This window comes from Sphingobacteriales bacterium (assembly GCA_016711285.1).
GTDB lineage: Bacteria > Bacteroidota > Bacteroidia > Chitinophagales > UBA2359 > JADJTG01.
The window spans coordinates 20,559-41,659 of sequence record JADJTG010000003.1 but is presented as its reverse complement, the minus strand read 5'-3'; the positions used below and the strand labels follow the sequence as shown (position 1 = coordinate 41,659).

The following is a 21,101-nucleotide window of genomic DNA, read 5'->3' as shown; positions in this document are numbered from 1 at the left end:
CATATATGCTAAGGTTCGCCTAGCTTTTTATTTTATAAATGAGGGAATACAGATGAAACAGATGGAGCAGATAAGCACAGATTTTTATCCGTAAAAACCGTTCAATCCGTCAAACCCGTGTTCAGAAACGATATTTAAGCATCAGCAACGCCAACATAATAAGTTATTTGCCTTATTTATGAGACTTATATAAGCATATTTTAAGGCGATTTAGTATTAGCTATTGCGTTTAGGTAGCCTCACTTAGCTTTTTAGTAGCCGCACCTACCTTTTAGGTAGGAAGACTTAGTTTTTTGGTAGCCGCACCTACCTTTTTGGTGGTACCAACCTTGCTTTAGGTAGGAAGACTTACCTTTTGGTAGCTGCACCCCACCTTTTGGTAGGTACTACCTTGCTTTTAGGTAGGAAGATCTTCTAGCTTTGGTAGCTGCACCTACCTTTTGGTAGGTATTACCTTGCTTTTTGATAGGTGTAATTTAACTGATGGTTAGCTGCACCTCCATCTTTTGGTAGGTACTTAGTTTTTCTATTTTTTTGTGAAAAAATTTCGCACAGAATGGAATTAATACTAAAATCGACAAAAAAGGGTACTTTTTAGGCGTGCGAGCCTTAGCTTAATTTTATATAATGAATACGCAGCAAATAAATTGTTTCAGTATTAGTTTTTAATAATGTTTCAAAATTATCCCAAATAGCGGCTCTTAATATTTCCGGGTGAAATGTTGCGTATTTGCGATACTGTTTGATACAGATTTTGATGCTAAGTTCGGTATTGTCATCACTTTCTAAAAAAAAATGTATTCCAGAGGCAGGGTGGCAGCCGTGTGATGAGCAGGCATTGATGGCAATAAAGCAGCAGCACTCCAACGACAAAAAAAAATCCCGCTTGCAGGAGTTGCTGTGCAATGATTTCTTTTTATTAAATCCGTGAATGAGCCATTTTTTGGCGGGGGCGCAGTGTTTTTTTAAATTGTAAAAGCGTATCAAAAGCCCTTACACAATGTATTACCAAAGGCTTGCGGGTGCTGCTCCGAAAGCCGAATCTGTGCCTCAAATGCTTGTAGCTGCAAATTCCATATGTAGCACATAAACGGTCAAGCCCACATTCGCCCACTGCCCACACACGATGGTGGGCGAGCAGGTGAGAAAGTTGATGAAGTTGCTGCTCCAATAACTCATTTTTTATATACCAGGTGCAGACCCACACAAAAGCTCCTTGCAAATCCGCACAGAAAGCACCGTGTTTGCTGCAAATGACAAGGCGCACCAACGAAAAGCATCACCGTCAGTTTCTGGGTAGTCGGTGTGTGGGCATCTAAATAAAGATGATGATAAGTTGTGTATTGCTGCACCATTATTATTATTCTACCTGCAATACCAATCCTTTCAGATAATCGCCTTCGGGGTGATAGATGTTGATAGGGTGGTCGTTGCTTTGCCCTAATTGTTGCACAATACGCACCTTGCGCTTGGAGTCGGCGGCGGCGGCAAACACAATTTTGCGAAATAAATCGCGGGTAATCACTTGCGAGCAGGAGAAAGTGAATAAAAACCTCCGCACGAATATGGCGAAATGCCTGCAAATTGATTTGTTTATAACCCTGTGCGGCTTTGCTTTCCGCGCTTTTGTGCTTGGCAAAAGCGGGCGGGTCTAAAACAATTACTTCATATTCATCATGAATTTGGCGCAAATACTCAAAACAATCAGCTACAATACCGCGATGTCGTTCACTGCCGCCATTGAGTGCTACATTCTGATTTGCCCATGTTATTGCTTTCTTGCGATACATCTACCGAATCCACCCGCGCTGCCCCGCTGCCAGCGCATACACCGAAATCCACCCGAATACGAAAAAGCATTCAACACCGTTTTTCCGGGCGCAATACGATTGTAACAAACGGCGGTTATCGCGTTGGTCTAAAAAAAAACCCATGCTTTTGTCCTTCTTTCCCAGTGGGCATAAAAACGCAGGTTGTTTTCCGTAACAATACCTTCATCGTGTGTCTGGGGTCGCGCTGCCAAAGATAAATACCATTTTCTTTGTCGTAGATACGCTGCAAGCGAGTATCCAACACCAGCACCAAAGCCGCTGCAATTTCGTTTTGATGCGTTCCATACCCGAAGTCTGAATCTGTAGTACAGCAGTATCGCCGTAGATGTCCACAATCAAGCCGGCAAATTGTCGCCTTCGCATGAATGAGGCGGTAGGCGGTGGTGTGGCTGCTATCTGCCAAGCCAAAGTGCGGCGCAACTCAAAGCCTGCCGGATTTTTTGCGCCCAAAAATCGGTATCTAAGCGGGGAACATCGCTGCCGAAATGAAACAGACGCACCGCAATGCTGCCTTCGGATAAAAATGTCCGATGGCGAGCGGCTGTTGTTGAGCATCAAAGACCTGTGCTATTGCTCCTTCTTCGGCTGTGCCGATAATTTTGGCAATAGCTCCCGAAAAGAGCCAAGGGTGAAAATTCAGTAAAGAGCGTTCTTTTAACGGATTGGGCGATACTTGTGCCTGCAAAGCAGTTGTTATCGGATTTTGGTCTTCAAAGCCGACTTGTTCTTCGTCCGACAAACAGACACTGGCTTGCGGCATAGTAATACCCGGAAGTACCCAAAGTAAATAAAACAGAGGTAATCATCATTTCATCTTCGGTAGTATCTCCCGGGATGGTGCTACCCGAATCATTTAAGTAAGTAGCTTTATGGATAATACCATTTTTGATGGTCATCGGTAAAAACGGGCTGAAAATACGAACAGGCGGGTGTTGATAATCGTACTCTATATCTTCACATTCGGGAACACCGTTGTATTTTTTGCATCAAATATTTTATCTCCTTTGCTGCCGTCGGCATTGCGCAGCCAAATTTCAAATCCTTTGCCGCGTTTGTGGGTATGGCTGCTGATTGCCCACAAATACAACTGTTGATTTATATTATATGAAAAAAGGTGTTTCGACCACATGCTCCTGTCCGCTGGAGGGAATAAACAACAAAGGATTGGGTAATAATTGAGAGTACATTTCCTGCGCCGATGTGCCGGTAGTTTGTGTATAAATATTCATATATACATCGGTAGCCATTGAGAGACTTTGAGAATAATTTACAACGTGTGTGTTTAAATCGAGCCACATATTATCGTACCAGGGAAAAGCCGTTCCTTCGGGAAGTTTGGTGCTGCCTGACGATTGTGAAGTAAGTACAAAACCTCCCAAGCCGCCACTGCCTTTACGAAATCCGTAGGGTACATCGTCAGCATCGGAGGGCTGGTCAAATTTGTAGATAATGTAATGGTGCGAACTGCCGATATTATAATCAATACGATTGACTTCAGTAGCCGGTATATCTAATTGATATTTAGAAAAATACTCTGTTTCGGATACCTGTGTACTGGTGCTGGGTGGTAAAAAGATAGGACCGAGGCGCACCTGAAAACCTTCGGAAGGGTCTGGAGCAGGTGGTGGGTTTTGAGGGTCATTTGCCCAATAGCCGCCACCACTATAGAAATTCTCTAATAAAGTTTCATCAACGACAGTGCCTTCGGCGGGTGCACCGAACAATATCCACTGGCGAATAATTTCGCGCTCAACAGCTGTGAGTGCTGCACTCGGATAGCCCATCGGCATTGCCGAGCCTTCATTTGCTTGTAGTTGAATGGTGGATTCAGTGCCGGCAGCTACTTTGCGAAACAAATAGCTGCGATAGGGGTCGCCCGGATAAACAAGTTTGTTGTGATTACTTTTTGCGGTGTAATTATCAGGGTCTTTATTATAAACATTGTTGTACACTGCGGTCGGCGAGTCGCCCTGCAAATCCAAATTGCCCGCCTTATCTGTTGTATTGTGACAGCCTGCATTAGTACATTTTGCCTGCACTATTTCATATACACGCATAGCCGTACTCTGCTGCGCTTGGGTGGCAAAAGATGTAATACCCATTGCCAAAATTGCAAATAAAATTCGGTTCATATTTTTTATAATTAAATTCAGGAAGTACAAAGTAAACTTATTTTTTAATAATGAACATATTTTATTCCTTAAATATGCGTAAAAAAGCCTTTTGCCGGATTATTTGTCAAATAATCAGTTCCTTATGATGATTTTAATAATTATTTTTTATCCGATAAAAAAAAGAACGCACTTACATCATTGGTAAGTGCGTTCTTTTATAAGATAACAATAAGACTCAAAAAAAATTAACGTACTACGGTCATTTTAAGAGTAGATGCAGAATTATCTGTTTGGAGTTGCACAAAATAATTACCCGCCGACAAATGAGAAGCAGGAATTTCTACCTGATGTGTACCTGCTGCTGTCATCGCATTGCTCACTTGTTGCACCAATTTTCCGTTGATGTCGTAAATATTGACACGCACGCGGTTGTTTTCCTGCAAAGTAAATTTCAGTGTAGCCATATCGCGTACCGGATTGGGGAATAATTGAATAGCAGCTACAGATTGAGTATCTTCTTCAATACCGGTTGTTGGGTTGAAAGAAGGTAAATCAAATACGCAAGATCCTGCCGCTTGCGTGCAGAAAGGATTTGCCAAAGATGTACTGCGATACATACCGCGTCCGTGCGTACCGATGTAGATAACTTTACATTTCAACTGTAAGTCGGCGAGGTAGCCCGCATTGCAACGAGCCATACTTTCCTGACGTATCCGCACCACCGGACCGATACCGAGTTCTTCGGTTTGCGGCGACCAGTTTTGAGCAGCAGGGTCGTAGTACCACACTCCCAATTCCGAAGCCACGATGAGTGCATTTTGCCCTGAAGTTCCGTGATCTATCACCACATCATATACCGCATAAACGGTAAATTAGATTGAACACTGGCAAAAGTAGGATTGGTAGAGGTGGCATTGGTAGAAAGAATTACATATTTATTATTGCCATAATTACCCGCAGTAACTGCCACACGCGCATCATTTTGGGGGTCTATTGCCAAACCTGTAATTACACGCGAACCATTGAATAAAGCACTTGACGAAATTTGTTTTACGGCAGGTGCGGCATTCAAATTACTGATACGCACCACATTACCAATTGTACTGCCAGCCCACACGGTTGTTCCGCTATTATTAACGGCTAATTCGTAGATAGCACCTGAGGCAACTTTTCCTACATTTCGCCAAGTGGAATAAGAAGCATTGATAGCATCTTCCAAAAGCCAAACATTGCCTGCATTGTCGCCGGTAAAGAATTTGGAGCGAGCAAAACGATAATCGGGAATTACTTGTCCTACGGATAAATCGTAATAAACATACAATTGCGTAGCTTCATAAATACGCTTGAAGTATTTTGCATCTTCTTCGTTGGGTTTGTCGGTTGATGATTCGGCGGCGGCAGCAGCTTTAAAATCTACCAATTGCTGGTCGGCGAGTTCTTTGTTGGAAGTAATGGTGAAAGTTTGATTGTTATAAGTAATACTGTGAGGAAGCGGGTTATCGGCATTAGGCTGATAATTGGCAATGGTGTAATACAGCATTTCGTCTTCCCACAATACAAAAGGTGTTACGAAACCTCCGCCATTATCCATTACGCCGTCTCCAGAGCAACCGCCATCAGCATTGAGCGGTTTACAGTCTATGTTTTCATCAAAAAACTTAGCAAAACCATCGCCGCCATTGCTGCTGCGATACAAAGCTCCTTCGGGATTTCCTGCAAATAAGATATTGGGTTTAATGTTGGATACTTCAGCATAACCTCCATCACCGCCATTCACTTCGGTAGTAGATTTGATGGAATTTACTCCAAAAGTAGTGAGGTTAGTACCGTTGTCTTGCGTGCCTCCCATTACTTTACCATCGTGTCCGCAGCTACGGAGTAAAATTGTGTGATATTATACCCTTTATTTACATTATAAAAATCGGGATAAATTTCGTCGGCGTGGGTAGTTTTGCTGATACCTCCATCGCTGGCTACATACATAATTTTGCCGTTTCCTTTCGGGAAGGTAATATGATGCTTGTCGGCATGTATATAGCGGGGTTAGAGGGGTCTTCATCCAAATTATCAATTTGTCTCCAGCCGTCAGACGTAGAGTAGCTCCACAGCGTAACACCCGCCAAGAAAATACGGTTGCCATCGGTAGGGTGAGCGGCAAAAGCCAAATCATAATCGCCCTGACATTGTGCGCCATTCGCCATCGGTTCAAAACTCTCAGTTCCTTCGCCAATTTTAGTCCAAGTAGAGCCTCCGTCAGTGGAGCGTTGTACTTCATTCAGGCAACCGCCGCCGCCCGAAACAGATACCATATATACCATATTGGGTTGGCTTTCGCACACTGCCAAACGCTTGCGAGCACCTGAAAAATTGGCAACAGATTGGAAATTATCGCCGTTGCTGTCGGAACGATAGTAGGCATTGCCAATAATGGCGTGTATCACACCATCGCTGCCGGCAACTACATCATATCCTGCACCATTTTGCACATTTGTCCAAGTAGAGCCGCCATCACTGCTCATACGTAAACCTGTACTCAATACTGCATAAATTTTATTGTCAATAGTAGGGTGGGCGGCTATGGCACGTACATCACCCCAAGCTTCACTTGAATTGTTCTCATCAGAAGGATAAGTAGAAATCACCTGCGAAAAACTGTTTGCACCGTCAGTTGATTTTAAAATCCCGTTTCCAAGAAATCCCATCGTACCGTCACCTGGATAAAACCCATTATAAAAACCTTCGCCCGTACCTGCATAATAATCACCGCTGGCATCTTGAGCAATGCAAGCAATAATTTGCATATTGGGGTCGTAGGTAATTTGTGTCCAGTTAGCACCTGCATTATCCGAACGCCACAAACCACCCGACACACCGCCGGCTACGAGTTTGTTGGCATTATCTTTATCCACAATCAAAGCGCGAGTACGACCGCCTACATTATCCGGTCCCATAAAGTCCCATTGTAATAAAGAGCCGCTTTTTTGCGCATAAATAGCATTGGCTTGCTGGCGTGCCTGCAACACATCTTTCATATCCACTTTGCCGGTTGTTTGATTGGCTTGCAAAGAATGCCAATACTCATAATATCCTTTAATGCCGCGCGAAAATTTCTTTTGTGTTGCGGCGGGTGCTGTTGCTTCGGTGCTACCCTGATACAACAAGGCTGCTCCCAACGAAACAGAACCTATTAACAAGAGTGATAAAAACTTTTTCATGTTTAAAAAATTTTTCGTGTTATTGTATAATTATTGTTTTTGCATTGAAACTTTTACAAAAATAAGCAAAAAAATATAGTATGAGAACTTTCAAGTAAAATATAACAATACTATGACAGTAACAGGGGCGTTTTTATGATAGAAAAACGCCCCTGTTATTGTTGTTTGTTATTGATTAAAATACTGATAATCAGACAAATAAATTTGTTTGCTTGATGTAGAAATTACAAGTGACGCTCGGCATGATAGGAAGAACGTACTAAAGGTCCGCTTTCCACAAAATTGAATCCTTTTTCCAAACCAACTGTTTTGTATTGTGCAAATAAGTCGGGGTGAATAAACTCTTTGATAGGCAAATGCTGTGCTGTTGGTTGCAGGTATTGCCCTAATGTGAGAACATCGCAGCCGTGTTCCAGCAGGTCGTCCATTGCCTGCAATACTTCTTCGTAGGTTTCGCCGATACCCAGCATAATGCCCGACTTAGTGCGACAGCCATAATCTTTGGTGCGGCGTATTTGCTCCAAACTTCGCTCATAGCGTGCTTGCGGGCGCACCAAGCGATAGAGCCGCGCTACGGTTTCCATGTTGTGGCTCACTACTTCGGGGCGTTCGTCAAGTACGGTGTAGAGGGCTTGCCATTTGGCTTTGAAATCGGGAATGAGGGTTTCGAGGGTGGTGTGCGGGCTGCTGCGTTTGATTTCGCGAATGGTAGCAGCCCATATTTTTGCGCCGCCGTCGGGGAGTTCGTCTCTGTTGACGGAAGTGATAACACAATGTTTTACGCCCATCAGCTGTACGGCTTGGGCTACACGTTGCGGCTCTTGTTCGTCGAGTACGGGAGGCCGTCCGGTGGCTACGGCGCAAAAGGAGCAACTGCGCGTGCATACATTGCCCAAAATCATAAAAGTAGCAGTTCCGGCACCCCAACATTCGCCCATATTTGGGCAGTTGCCGCTTTCGCATATCGTGTGCAGGCGGTGGGTATCCACTAATTGGCGTACTTTTTTATATTCTTCGCCAATAGGTAATTTCACACGCAGCCATTCGGGTTTTCGGGGGCGCGGTGGAGTAGGAGACGAAACAACCGGAAGTTCTATCATGAACAACGTATTTAGATGAAAAAAATATTATTTTCTGCTTCCAAACAGGAATTGCAGGTACAAATTTGAGAATATTTTATTATTTTCTTGTACTACCATTATCGGTATATTTTGCGGATAGATGTTGAGCATAGCACCTATTTCAACACCTTTAATGCTGGATTCATTGCGCGACCATTCGAATACCATCGCTGCTTTTCCAATAATACCCGGTCGTAATTTAAGCGCATTAAACCCATAATAAAACCCCGAAGCACTATAAATAGAGTTGGGGTCTAAAAAACGGAGTGCATTTTGTTCGTTGTAGGGTTCATCGCGAAAGTTTTCTGTTTCGTTTTGATAATATAAGCGCAGGTAGTAGGGTTTGAGGAGTCCGAGCGAAACTCCTCCCAAATAGCGGTAGCTGATAGTAACCGGATTTTTGCGCCCGCGCTGGCTGAGTACGCGCTCTTTGCCGTACAATACATTGATGTTATAAAAATTGTTCTGTTTGCCGTAGATGTATCGCTGCTGCAAACTCGCCCCCGCCGTACTCATCACCGAAGCGCGGCGATTTTCTTTCGGGTGTTTCAGTTCTTGTAATTCAAATTGCCAGATTTTCTTTTTATAAATATTTTGAATTTTGGCTGTATTATAATTAATCCCCCACCCACGCGTATGAATTTTAAGCCCACCGTACTTTTCTTTATAATACACAATTTCGGCATCGGTGTATTTGTCAGTGTTTTGAGCAAGCACATTTATTGTGCCTGTCAGTAGCAGCCATAAGTATAATGGATAAAATTTCATGAATTTTTGGGAATAAGGCTGTAATAAAATAGTGCTATAACTGCAAGGTACATACAAAAATTATATTATAATCGTTTTTTTTACAAAATAAAATTATTACTAAATTGTTTAATAATAAGTCATTATTCTGTTATTGTTGTTACGAAGTGTCAAAAATTTTAACTATACTATAAAAACAATAACTCGCATAAGCTACTGCATTTGCTCAACACAAAACTTTTAACGAACTTTGGCGGTCTTAATTTTTTATCTATTTAATTTTTTTATTTATAAAAATGATGATACGCAATTTTGTTTTTTTATTATGGTCAGGCTGTTTACTGGCTGGTTTTACGCTGACAGCCCAAAACAAAGATATAACGATAGAAGATATTTGGAAAAATTATCTTTTCTATCCTGAGTCGGTGCAGGGGCTTAACTCTATGAAAGACGGGCTGCACTATACGTTGTTAGATGAAGGCGAACAAGGTGTAGAGATTAATCAGTATGCTTATGCAAGCGGCGAAAAAACTACCACTTTGGTAAAAGCTGCCGACTTAAAGGTAGATGGAAAAGCCCTGAAAATAGAAGATTATAAATTTTCTGCCGATGAAAATAAACTCCTCATTGCCACTGATGTAGAGCCGATTTATCGTCACTCTACGCAAGAAAACAACTATGTATATGATATACGCAACAGAAAACTGCAATCGTTGGTGGGAAATGAAAAAGGAGGAAAACAGCGTTTTGCTACCCTTGCTCCACAGGGCAATCGCGTTGCTTTTGTGCGCAACAACAACCTATTTATTACAGATTTGGATATGATAAAAACCTTTGCCATCACCACTGACGGCAAAGTGAATGAAGTGATTAATGGTGCTACCGACTGGGTGTATGAAGAAGAATTTAGCTTTGATGTGGCTTTCTTTTGGAGTCCTGACGGCAGTAAAATCGCTTATTACCGCTTTGACGAGAGCCAAGTGCGCGAATTTAACATGCCCAAATACGATTCGCTGTATCCCAGCGATTATCGCTTTAAATATCCCAAAGCCGGCGAAGACAATGCCAAAGTGAGTATCCATATTTATGATTTGAAAAGCGGAAAAACCAGCAACCTGCAATTGGGCGATTACGAATATATTCCGCGTATAAAATGGACTCAAAGCAGCGAATACCTAACTGTTATCAAAATGAACCGCCACCAAGATGAATTGGATTTATTGTTGGTAAAAACCTCTGACGGCAGTATTAAAACGCTTTTGCAGGAAAAAAGCAATACTTATATTGATATAAGCGATGACCTTACTTTTTTGCCTGATAATGAAGGATTTATATGGAGCAGCGACCGCGATGGATTTCGCCATTTGTATTATTACGATTTCAACGGCGGCACTTCGCGCCAGCTCACCAAAGGTAATTGGGATATAACCAAATTTTATGGTATCGACAGCGATAAAAACCTCTATTTTCAGGCGGCAATGCAACAACCTATGCAGCGCGAAATCTATCGCCTTACACTCAAAGGCGGCAAACCGATGCTATTAACCGCCACCGCAGGTATGAACGAAGCGGCTTTCAGTTCCGGTATGAAATATTTTATCAACACCCACAGCGACCTCCACGCACCTCCTTTTGTGTCGCTCCACAACTCCGAAGGCAAAGCCATTCGTACTTTGGTGGATAACGCCGACCTCAAAAAACGCCTCGCCGACTATCGTTTGGGCAAACAGGAGTTTTTTCAGTTTACGACCTCCTACGGACAAACGCTCAACGGCTGGATGATAAAACCTCCACAATTTGACCCTTCTAAAAAATATCCGGTGCTGATGCACGTATATGGCGGTCCCGGTGTGCAAACGGTAGAAGATGCTTGGGAGGGTTTTAATCAGATGTGGCATCAGATGTTGGCACAGCAGGGCTATATTGTGGTATCGGTGGACAATCGCGGTACGGGCGCACGCGGCAGCGAATTTCAAAAAGCCACTTATTTGCAACTCGGCAAACTTGAAACCGAAGACCAGATAGAAGCCGCACAATGGCTCGGCAAACAAAATTATGTAGATGCTTCGCGCATTGGAATATGGGGCTGGAGCTATGGAGGATATATGTCGAGTTTGTGTATTTTGAAAGGTAACGATGTGTTTAAAACCGCTATTGCCGTAGCTCCGGTAACTAACTGGAAATACTACGACAGCATCTACACCGAACGCTATATGCGCACTCCGCAGGAAAACACAGGCTACGACGAAAACTCACCCATTAATTTTGTGGACAGACTCAAAGGCAATTATTTACTCATTCACGGAACGGCAGATGATAATGTGCATTTTCAAAATACGGTAGAAATGGTGAGTGCGCTGCAAAAAGCAGGAAAACAATTTGACTTAATGATATATCCCGACAAAAATCACGGTATTTATGGCGGCAACACGCGCTATCATTTATACGAATTGATGACGAAATTTATCAAAGAGAAGTTATAGGTTTTAAATACTCAATAGATTTAAAATACAAAACAATAGAATAGAAAAGATTTATATAGTAAGTACTTGCCTTTAAGATTGATGATGAAAACAGTAAAATTTTTAAGTACCATTGTTGCGGCACTGATACCTTGGATTGTTGCATACAGCCAAATAAAAGTATCGGAAAAAGATCGGTTTACCAATCAATATAGAATATTGACAAATGATGCTAAACTTTTGTGGAAATTGAATGACTGGATGAAAATTTCTTACAGAAGTATAGATACGACCATATTTTTTCAGGTTTATGGAGGCGGTAATTCCTGCGGTGTATTATCAAATGATGATATTCTTTTGTTGCTTTTGGAAGATAATACAACAGTAAAAATAAAATCCAAAGGCATACAGGGTTATCATTTCAATAAGTTTAACGGCTATTATTGCCATGAATATTATATTAATTACAAAGATGTGAAAAGATTATCCACTACTACCATTCGGGCGGTAAGAACTTATATCAGTTCTTTACATTATGTGGATAACGAAGTAAAACTCAAACATTCTAAAAAAGTAAATCAATTATCGTTTGAGTTTTTGACGGAATTAGATAAGCAGGTAAAAAGGCAATAAAAATCAGAGTTATAGTTTGAATACTATGAAGCTGTTTAAAGTTTTGTATTTCAGATAAAAGAAGTTCTTTCAAACGAATCCTTATCTTAAAATAAGATTTTTTTTGGGGGTGTGAAATCTGTTCTGATTTTATACAAACTTTAAACAGTTTCTTTTTTTTAAATATTTTGAAAAAAAATCTATTTAAAACCCCTGCATCGCCACCAAACGGCTGTATTCGCCGCCGCGTGCCAACAGTTCTTCGTGTTTGCCGCGCTCAATGATGCTGCCTTGTTTCATCACCAAAATTTCATCTGCCGCCTGAATGGTAGAAAGTCGGTGCGCAATAACGAGTACAGTACGTTCTTGCATCAACTGATGCAGTGCCGCCTGCACCAACTTTTCCGATTCGGTATCCAAAGCCGAAGTAGCCTCGTCTAAAATCAAAATCGGAGGATTTTTAAGCACCGCCCGCGCAATAGTGAGCCGTTGGCGTTGTCCGCCACTGAGTTTGCTGCCCCGCTCCCCGATATTTGCGTCATAATTTTGTTCCAGCAGCTCAATAAATTCGGCGGCATTGGCTATTTTTGCTGCTTCTGCTACGGCTTCGTGTGCTACATTTTCGGCTTCTTTTCCAAAAACGATATTATTCGCAATACTGTCATTGAACAAAATCGCTTCCTGACTCACTACGCCCATCAAAGCGCGTAAATCTTTGATTTTTAGTTTTTTAATATCAATACCATCTATTAAAATTTCTCCTTCCGGCACTTCATAAAAACGCGGCAATAGGTCGGCAATAGTAGATTTTCCGGCTCCCGACTGCCCCACCAATGCCACTACTTTCCCTTTGGGCAGCGTAAAAGAAATATTGTGCAATACCGCCTTATCGCCATAAGAAAAACTCACATTTTTAAATTCCACCTGCTGCTTAAAAGTTTGAAGCGACTGTGCATCGGCGGCTTCGCTAATCCGTTCCGGTTCTTGGAGTATGGCATCAATGCGGTTCATCGAAGCCAAACCCTTCTGAATGTTGTAATAAGCTCCGGTGAAGGCTTTGGCGGGCGAAATGACCTGAAAGAAAATACCCAAAAAGGTGAGAAAAGTAGCTGCGTCCATACTGTTGCCCGCCAATACCTGCTTGCCGCCGAAATACAAAATCGCTACAAAAACGCAAACCCCCAAAAACTCCGACAAAGGAGACGACAAATCGCGGCGGCGAAACAGGCGCGTCATCGTAGCGGCGTGCTGGTCGTTGATATGGTTGAATTTTCTACTCTGCGTGGCTTCGGCATTAAATGCTTTGATGATGCGCAAGCCGCCGATACTTTCTTCTACAATAGAAAGCACTTCGCTGAGTCGTTCCTGTGCCAATGCCGACACTTTGCGCAAATTGCGCCCGATATTGCCGATTAAAAACGCCGCTACCACCAATGCGCCCAACACCGACAGTGTGAGTGTGGGGCTGATGAAGAGCATTGCCGCCAACGACAGAATAATCATCAAAGGCTCACGAAAAATCACTTCTAAAGTACTCAAGGCACTCCACTCAATTTCTTGCGCATCAGACGTGATGCGTGTGAGCAAATCGCCTTTGCGGGTATCGGTAAAATAGCCCAAAGGCAGCCGCATAATTTTTTCGTAAATATGGCGGCGTATATCGCGCACCACGCCATTGCGCACCGGAGCCAAAAAATAAAGAGCCAGATAGCGCGTGAGGTTTTTGAGAAAAAAAGCGATAATGATGGCAATACAAATAAGTCCCAAAGCTTCTGTTTTACTGCTTTGAGCAATAAAATTTCCAAAATAATTATTGAATAATTGAGACAGCGAATTTTTATCCAAAGAAACGGCAGCAGGAGCGGCAGCGGCAGGTGTGGCAGTATTGAATAAAATATTTAAAAAAGGCTGTGTCATCAACACCGACAACAAAGAAAATACAGCCGTGAGTACATTGCATATTATTCCTAAAAAAACAAGGGATTGATAAGGGCGCAAATACGCAAAAATGCGCTTTAAATAATTCATTGAATGAAAAAAGAATTTAAGGCTTCAAAGATACTTTATTTCGGACAACAAAAATAAAAATACCTGCAACAGCTCTGTATAAAAAAATATGGAATTTATCGTAAAGAGGCTCTATTCGTGTATTAAAATTTATTCGCTAATAAAGAATTAACATTATATGATGATATGTTAATATCTCGTCAAAATAAGCGGATTTTCTTAAAAAAAACTAATACAAACTTAATTTTTACGGAATAACTGCTTTACATACAACATAGAACTTTGTAGCATCAAAAATTGATTTTTTATGCAAATTTTTTCCAAATTTTCTCTAAATTTTAGCAAACAATTATTTTTGTTGTTATGCGGTTTTTCTATTGTCTTGCTGCTGCAAAGTTGCGGTAAAGATGATTGCGACGGCGGCTGCCCCAGTGGTTATACTTGTGTCAATGACAAATGCGTACAAGATGACCCCTGCACCGGTATTACTTGCGATGCAGGCGAAACTTGTGTAAATGGCAGTTGTGTAACATCTTATGAAACCATTAATAAAAGTGGCTTGCTGAGTGCCAGCGAAACATGGCAAAGTGGCAAAGTTTATACTTTAGAAGGAAAAGTAGTAGTACCCGATGGCATTACACTCACCATACAAGCAGGTACTATTATTAAAGGAAAAGAAGGTAGCGGCTCTTTGGCTTCCGCGCTGATAGTGGCACGCGGCGGAAAAATAATGGCACAAGGTACAGCGAGCCAACCGATTATCTTTACTTCGGTTTTAGACGAAATCGTTCCCGGACAAAACAAAGGCAGCAACTCCACCGAAGACAAAAAAGGATTGTGGGGCGGTGTAATTATTTTGGGCAAAGCTCCCGTTTCGGCTGCTGCCGGCGACACCGAATCGCAAATAGAGGGTATTCCTGCCGATGAAAGCTACGGCACTTATGGCGGCAGCGATACCGGCGACAATAGCGGCGTTTTACAATATGTATCTATTCGGCATGGTGGCGCACTTATCGGCGAAGGCAACGAAATCAACGGCTTAACACTCGGCGGTGTGGGTAGCGGCACTACGATTGACCATATTGAAGTTATAGGTAATTTAGATGATGGTATAGAATGTTTTGGAGGTACGGTATCGTTGCAGCATATATTGGTATTAGGGCAGGGCGATGATGCCCTTGATATAGACCAAAACTACTCAGGTACTATCACGAATGTTTTGGTATATCAAGGCAGCGACTCCGACACAGCTTTGGAACTCGATGGACCCGAAGGCAGCACCCACAAAAACGGCAAATTTACCATTAGCAACAGCACCTTTGTTGGCGCAGATGGCGACAACGCCAAAGACAAACGCGGCGTATTGAAATCGGGTACACAAGGCACATTACTCAATTGCCTGTTTACGGGCAGCTTTGATGAGGCTTTGTACATTCGTGCCTCTTTCAATACCGCCGATTGCAGCAGCAAAGCAGATGCTTATTCCAATTTATTTACCGACAATCAATTAACCGTTCAAAATTGCCAGTTCAATGCCGTGGGCATCAATTTGGCAGATTTAGTTACTGCATATACCGAAACTTCGGGCTGTGGAAGTGCAGTTACTGCCGCTTTACAAACACAATTAGACGATTATATCACCTCCAAATCAAATACCGTGAGTGGCACACCTACGGTAGGAGCGGATAAAAGTGTATTTAATACCTGGACTTGGGCAGCAGCAGCCAATCGTTTGCAATAAGGAAAGAAAAAAATTACCATAAATCGTATTTATTGAAAGCAATACACCCAATCCAGCGGTGTATTGCTTTTGTCAGTAAAAAATAGATTTATATCATATTTTAAAAAAAAGAAAAATAATTTTTATATAAAATATTAATTATTAAATGTTTATGTGGGTTAATTTAATTCTTTATTTATGAAAAAAATCATTTGTTTATTATATGCAATATTGATGCTTTCGGGCATTCGTGCGCCAAACAACGGAACAGTGCGTGGTATAGTGCGTGATGAAAGTAGCGGAGAAATATTGCCTTTTGCTACGATATATATAAAAGAAACCGGCGGCGGCACTACGGGCGATTTAGACGGTAATTATATGTTGTCATTACCTGAAGGAACATATACACTTATATTTTCGCTGTTGAGCTATCAAAGCGATACTTTGAAGGCAGTACAAGTAAAATCAACTGCCATACAATTAATAGATGTACAATTAAAAGAAACCACCCAAAATTTGGAAGAGGTAGTGGTAGTAGCCAAACAATCGCGCAGCAATATGGCAGTTATTTCTAAAATAAAAAAGAATGCGAGTGGTATGATTGACGGTATCAGTGCCGAAAGTTTTACCATTTACGGCGATGGCGATGCCGGTGCTGCCGTAAAACGCATCACGGGAGTATCAGTAGAAGGCGGTAAAAATGTGTTTATTCGCGGTTTGGGCGACCGCTACACCCGCACTTTACTCAATAATATGGACATTCCGGCGTTAGACCCCGACAAAAATTCGGTGCAAATGGATATGTTCCCCGCCGCTTTGATAGATAATATCATTGTTCATAAAACTTTTTCGCCCGACCTGCCCGGCGATTTTACAGGAGGTATGGTAGATATTGTTACTAAAGATTTTCCTGACCAAAAATCAGCCAACGCCGCTTTAAGTATCTCATACAGCCCTTTGATGCACCTGCACGGCAATGCCATCGGCTATAAAGGCGGCAATTACGACTTTCTCGGCTTTGATGATGGCACGCGGAAAAGCCCTTTTTCTCACAGTATTATTCCGCCCAACCCTGCCGCCAACAAACCCTTGCTTACGGCACTTACGAGTGGCTTTTCGCCGAACATGAGTGTACACAACAAAACCCTTACACCCGATTTTAATGCCTCTTTCTCTGTCGGAAATCAAATGAACCGCGAGCGTGCCACTTGGGGATATGTTTTTGCAATCAATTACGGCAAGGAAAACAAGTTTTATGAAACGGCAGAGTTTAACGAATACACCAAAAATCGCAACGATTTGACCAGCACCGAATTAACCATCAACCGCAGTTCGGCGGGAGCTATGGCAGAAGAAAACGTATTGTGGAGTGCCTTGCTCGGTACTTCTTTAAAATATAAAGCACATAAATATAGTTTTAATGTGCTGCACTTTCAGAACGGTATTGCCAAAAGTGCCGACCTGCTCGTAAAGGAGTTTGAAGATAACCCTGCAACTATATTGCGCCAAAATTTGGAATACAGCCAGCGCGCCATCAGCAGTTTTAATGTTTTAGGCAAGCACAGCCTGAACGAAACCCTGACGGCAGACTGGAAAGTTTCTTATATCCGTTCCGGTATTGCCGAACCCGACCTGCGCAGCACCCCTTTTGAAATCACCAACGAAGGCAATTATATCATTGACCGCAGCATCGGTGCAGTACCTACGCGCAGTTTTCGCTATCTCGACGAAAATAATGTCAGTGCAAAAATTGACGTAGAAAAACGCTTTAAATGGCGCAACGGCGAAATGACTAAACTGAAAGGCGGCTTATTTAACATCTTCAAAATGCGCAATTTTTCTATTGTTAATTATGTATTTCCGGTACAAAATGCTGCTTCTTTCAATTTTTCGGGAAACCCTGATGAGTTGTTTGCTCCCGAAAATATTTGGACAGTAAATTCAGGTAAAGGTGTGTATGCAGAAGGACAACAAGAACCCGCCAACCGCTACGAGGCTGCTCAAAATATAGGAGGTGCTTATATGATGAATGAATTGCCTTTACACCGCCTGTTCAAAATTACTTATGGGGTGCGTGCCGAAAAAACAGATATTGTTTTTAGCGGGCAAAATAATTTGGGAACCATCATAAAAAAAGATGAAAACATCTTGAACACCTTAGATGTATTGCCTTCGGTGAATATATTGAGCAATATAAAGGAAAATTGGAACATTCGCTTTGCCTACTCGCGCACGGTGGCACGCCCTACTTTTAAAGAAAAATCGCTGGTTCAGGTTCAGGATTTTATTTCCGGCAGAACATTTTTAGGTAATATTGACCTGAAAAGAAGCCTGATTCATAACCTTGATTTGCGCAGTGAATATTTTTTTAAAGGTGCTGATTTTGTATCGTTGAGCGGTTTTTACAAATCCATTCAAGACCCCATAGAAATTGTGGCTTACAACGAAAACAGCCCCGATAATATTCAGGCTAAAAATGTAGATGCTGCCCGTATTTTGGGAGCGGAATTTGAAATAAACCGCAGTTTTGCCCTCAATACAAGTGCCGACAAAAAAATAACTACCGCTTTTAATATAACATTGGTAGATGCACAAACGACCATGAGTGAAGCAGAGTTTTTATCGCGCCAAAGCAAAGCACGTCCGGGGGAGGTCATCAAAAAAGAACGCGCCATGTTGGGGCAGTCGCCGTATATCATCAATGCTTCGGTGGGTTTTGTTGATATGAAAAATGTTTGGGAATTCAATGTAAACTACAACGTACAAGGCGACCGTTTAGTCATTGCAGGTATTGGTATTATCCCTGATGTATATGAAAAATCCTTTGATTTGGTAAATATAAAAGTGGTAAAAAAAATCGGCAGCCAACGCCGCACTAAAATCAGTTTTACGGCTTCCAATATTCTCAATTCCGAGCGCGTGATGGTGTACCATTCCTATCAGGCGCAGGAGCAGATATATAGCAAGTTTCGTATCGGCAGTGCCTTTGCTTTGGGACTCAATTATCAGTTTTATTAGTCATCACATAATATAAAATACAAAGTATGAGTAATTTTTTAGTAATTAGTTGCCATAAATAATTGAAACCTGATTGTGTCCAAAATTATTTCATAAGTTAAATTCAAATAAAGACTTAACAGAAATAAAAAATCCGCCCCTTATCATAAGAGGTGGATTTTTTATTTAAAATTACAAAAAAAACAATTTATTCGGCTGCTGCAACTTAATTTTGTGTATATTGTTTTGAAAATATATGGACAAGCAAGCATTTGAACAACAGGTAATAGAGCAACTCAAAACCGTATTTGATCCCGAAATTCCGGTAAATATTTACGATTTGGGTTTGATTTACGAGGTGCAGGTATATCCGCCTTTGAATAATGTTTATATCAAAATGACGGTTACATCTCCTAATTGTCCGGTTGCCGACTCTTTGCCTGCCGAAGTACAGGTAGCCGTAGAGCAAATAGAAAATGTAGGTGATGTACAGGTGGAATTGGTTTTTAATCCGCCCTGGAGCAAAGATTTTATGTCGGAGGTGGCGCGTATGGAGTTGGATATGTGGTAAAAATTCCATTTTAAATAAGGACACAATAGTAAATCATTCAAGTTCCAAAAGAGCCTTGAGGTTGGATAAAACATTTTGTTTTTATTAAAAAACCAATTAAATATTTTATCCACTTATAAGAGGAGTATGGTGCAAAAGGATAGAAAGAAGAAGAAAATTTGGAACTAAAAAGAAACGACTGCTTACTCCTTCATTTCGGCAAAGGTTTTCATCACCGTGAGCATGCGGTTTCGCATACAATTAGTGTCGCAATCGCCGTTGTTGATGATAAAAGAAAAAGCAATGGTATCGCCGCACAAATTTTCCACATAACCCGAATAGCTGCGCACATTTTTAAAAGTACCGCTTTTGGCACGCAGGTTGCGCTGTGAGTGCGTACCCACCAAATGCCCGCCGAGTGGACCGTGGTCGCCCACTGTACCTGCCCACGAGAGGCTGCGGTTGAAATCGTTATAGTAGGGTTCAAAATAAATGGTTTTCAAAATTTGCGACAAATGACGGGTACTCACGCTGTTCATCGGCGACAAGCCGCAGCCGTCCTGCATTTCAAAACCCCTCCAGTCCACTTTTTTGCGTTGCCAATAATTTTTAATGGCGCGTAATCCCACATCAGCCGTTCCGTGTCCATACACTTGATGCCCTATCATTTTGAGGAGGTGCTCGCAATACAAGTTGTGGCTACGTTTATTTGCCCAATACACAATATCTCTCAATGGCGGCGACAGCAGGCTATGAATGGTAGTGCGGTGGTCGTCATCGGCGAATTGCCGAAGGGCGCGGAGGGTGGTGGCAGCTTCGGTAGCTTTAATACCGTTTTTTTCTAAATGTTTTTGTAAAGTAATGGCGGCAAAAAGCGGCGGGTCGGGGAGTGTTCCCATACAATAGGTGTCGGGGTCGCGGTTGTTGATGTAGCCACGCACATAGATAAGCTCGGAGTAGGGGGCAGCATAAATAAAAACGCCTTCGCTGCCGCCGATTTTGTCGGTACGCACTTCATTCACAAAAGTAGCTCCCGGTACGGGCGGGTCAGCATTCACAATACTTGCCAAGCCACCGATTTGGGCAGCGGGTTTCATACAAAGATTGTATTGATTTTCGTGTATGCTCAGTCCGCAGGCACCTGCACCATAGTAGTTGCCGATGTCCTCCCAGAGCCATTTTGCCGATACCGTAGCGGTTTCAAAAATTTCGGCATCGCCGATAATCGCCCCGTCTATGTGTCGGATACCGGCATCTTTGGCAGCTTGCACCCACTGTTGCATCACCTCCTCCAGCCGCGAGCCGAAACCATTTCGTTCGAAGCCCAATGTGGGGTCGCCGCCGCCTTTGATATAGAGATTGCCGTGCAGTGTGCCTTTGTCGTCAATATTGCCTTCGTATTGCAGGCGTGTTTCAAAACGAAAATCGCTGCCGAGTGTCGCCAATGCGGTGGCAGTGGTGACAATTTTGAGCGTAGAAGCAGGCATCAGCCCCATATCGCTGTTGTATTCAAGCACACTTTCATCAGAGTCTATGTTGTAGAGCGTCAAACTCCAGGCGGCGTGCTTCATTACAGGGTCTTTTTGCAATTGCCGCATTGCCGCCCACACCCGCGCGGTGTCGGGATTATTGGCTATGAGGGCAATATTTTTCAGCCCAAAAATTAAGAATAAAAAGGAATAAAAAAACGAAGCGGCAAAAAAACGAGGCGGCATTAATGATGA

At 42.3% G+C, this 21,101-nt stretch carries 18 protein-coding genes; 6 read left to right on the top strand and 12 right to left on the bottom strand.

What is annotated here, in order from left to right; translation table 11 throughout:
* The first annotated feature begins 754 nt into the window (after positions 1–754).
* Positions 755–931 carry a hypothetical protein gene (locus IPL35_04445; GenBank protein ID MBK8442702.1) on the top strand — a complete coding sequence of 59 codons (177 nt, stop codon included), beginning with the start codon at positions 755–757 and terminating at the stop codon, positions 929–931.
* Here the strand turns inward: IPL35_04445 and IPL35_04440 are convergent.
* The 10 genes from IPL35_04440 to IPL35_04395 all read right to left on the bottom strand — a co-directional run bounded on the left by IPL35_04440 (position 920) and on the right by IPL35_04395 (position 9,050).
* Entirely contained in the window at positions 920–1,270 is a 351-nt protein-coding gene (locus IPL35_04440; protein ID MBK8442701.1) for a TatD family hydrolase, read from the bottom strand. The genes IPL35_04445 and IPL35_04440 overlap by 12 nt on opposite strands.
* Before the next feature lie 90 nt (positions 1,271–1,360).
* Positions 1,361–1,561, bottom strand: coding sequence for a hypothetical protein (locus IPL35_04435; protein MBK8442700.1), 201 nt, complete (start codon positions 1,559–1,561; stop codon positions 1,361–1,363).
* Between the two features lie 433 nt (positions 1,562–1,994).
* A complete protein-coding gene (locus IPL35_04430; protein ID MBK8442699.1) occupies positions 1,995–2,282 on the bottom strand; it encodes a hypothetical protein in 288 nt (95 codons plus the stop codon).
* A 10-nt stretch (positions 2,283–2,292) separates the two neighbouring features.
* The gene (locus IPL35_04425) at positions 2,293–2,592 is read right to left on the bottom strand and encodes a hypothetical protein (GenBank protein MBK8442698.1); all 300 of its coding nucleotides are present in this window, start codon (positions 2,590–2,592) and stop codon (positions 2,293–2,295) included.
* A gap of 340 nt (positions 2,593–2,932) precedes the next feature.
* Positions 2,933–3,964, bottom strand: a complete 1,032-nt coding sequence (locus IPL35_04420; GenBank protein MBK8442697.1) for a hypothetical protein — start codon at positions 3,962–3,964, stop codon at positions 2,933–2,935.
* A 227-nt stretch (positions 3,965–4,191) separates the two neighbouring features.
* A complete protein-coding gene (locus tag IPL35_04415) occupies positions 4,192–4,794 on the bottom strand; it encodes a T9SS type A sorting domain-containing protein (GenBank protein MBK8442696.1) in 603 nt (200 codons plus the stop codon).
* On the bottom strand, positions 4,788–5,795 hold the full coding sequence (locus tag IPL35_04410; protein ID MBK8442695.1) for a hypothetical protein: 1,008 nt from the start codon (positions 5,793–5,795) through the stop codon (positions 4,788–4,790). Before IPL35_04410 ends, IPL35_04415 begins: the two co-directional genes overlap by 7 nt.
* Positions 5,796–5,919: 124 nt before the next feature.
* Entirely contained in the window at positions 5,920–7,161 is a 1,242-nt protein-coding gene (locus tag IPL35_04405) for a hypothetical protein (GenBank protein MBK8442694.1), read from the bottom strand.
* Positions 7,162–7,385: 224 nt separating this feature from the next.
* Positions 7,386–8,261, bottom strand: coding sequence for a lipoyl synthase (gene lipA, locus IPL35_04400; protein ID MBK8442693.1), 876 nt, complete (start codon positions 8,259–8,261; stop codon positions 7,386–7,388).
* 27 nt (positions 8,262–8,288) lie between these two features.
* A complete protein-coding gene (locus IPL35_04395) occupies positions 8,289–9,050 on the bottom strand; it encodes a hypothetical protein (protein MBK8442692.1) in 762 nt (253 codons plus the stop codon).
* Between the two features lie 278 nt (positions 9,051–9,328).
* Here IPL35_04395 and IPL35_04390 point away from each other — a divergent pair, with 278 nt between their 5' ends.
* Both IPL35_04390 and IPL35_04385 read left to right on the top strand, forming a co-directional pair.
* Positions 9,329–11,512 (top strand): S9 family peptidase, encoded by a 2,184-nt coding sequence (locus tag IPL35_04390; GenBank protein MBK8442691.1) that lies wholly within the window; start codon positions 9,329–9,331, stop codon positions 11,510–11,512.
* An 81-nt stretch (positions 11,513–11,593) separates the two neighbouring features.
* Positions 11,594–12,124: a hypothetical protein gene (locus IPL35_04385; GenBank protein ID MBK8442690.1), complete on the top strand. Its 531-nt coding sequence runs from the start codon at positions 11,594–11,596 to the stop codon at positions 12,122–12,124.
* A 183-nt stretch (positions 12,125–12,307) separates the two neighbouring features.
* Here IPL35_04385 and IPL35_04380 read toward each other — a convergent pair whose 3' ends face one another.
* Entirely contained in the window at positions 12,308–14,131 is a 1,824-nt protein-coding gene (locus tag IPL35_04380) for an ABC transporter ATP-binding protein (protein MBK8442689.1), read from the bottom strand.
* Between the two features lie 286 nt (positions 14,132–14,417).
* Between IPL35_04380 and IPL35_04375 the strand changes: the two genes are divergently transcribed.
* From IPL35_04375 to IPL35_04365, 3 genes are all read left to right on the top strand, one after another.
* Positions 14,418–15,851, top strand: coding sequence for a hypothetical protein (locus tag IPL35_04375; GenBank protein MBK8442688.1), 1,434 nt, complete (start codon positions 14,418–14,420; stop codon positions 15,849–15,851).
* Positions 15,852–16,028: 177 nt separating this feature from the next.
* On the top strand, positions 16,029–18,848 hold the full coding sequence (locus IPL35_04370; GenBank protein ID MBK8442687.1) for a TonB-dependent receptor: 2,820 nt from the start codon (positions 16,029–16,031) through the stop codon (positions 18,846–18,848).
* 235 nt (positions 18,849–19,083) lie between these two features.
* Positions 19,084–19,398 carry a DUF59 domain-containing protein gene (locus IPL35_04365; GenBank protein ID MBK8442686.1) on the top strand — a complete coding sequence of 105 codons (315 nt, stop codon included), beginning with the start codon at positions 19,084–19,086 and terminating at the stop codon, positions 19,396–19,398.
* A gap of 182 nt (positions 19,399–19,580) precedes the next feature.
* Here IPL35_04365 and dacB read toward each other — a convergent pair whose 3' ends face one another.
* The gene (gene dacB, locus IPL35_04360) at positions 19,581–21,092 is read right to left on the bottom strand and encodes a D-alanyl-D-alanine carboxypeptidase/D-alanyl-D-alanine-endopeptidase (GenBank protein ID MBK8442685.1); all 1,512 of its coding nucleotides are present in this window, start codon (positions 21,090–21,092) and stop codon (positions 19,581–19,583) included.
* Positions 21,093–21,101: the final 9 nt, after the last annotated feature.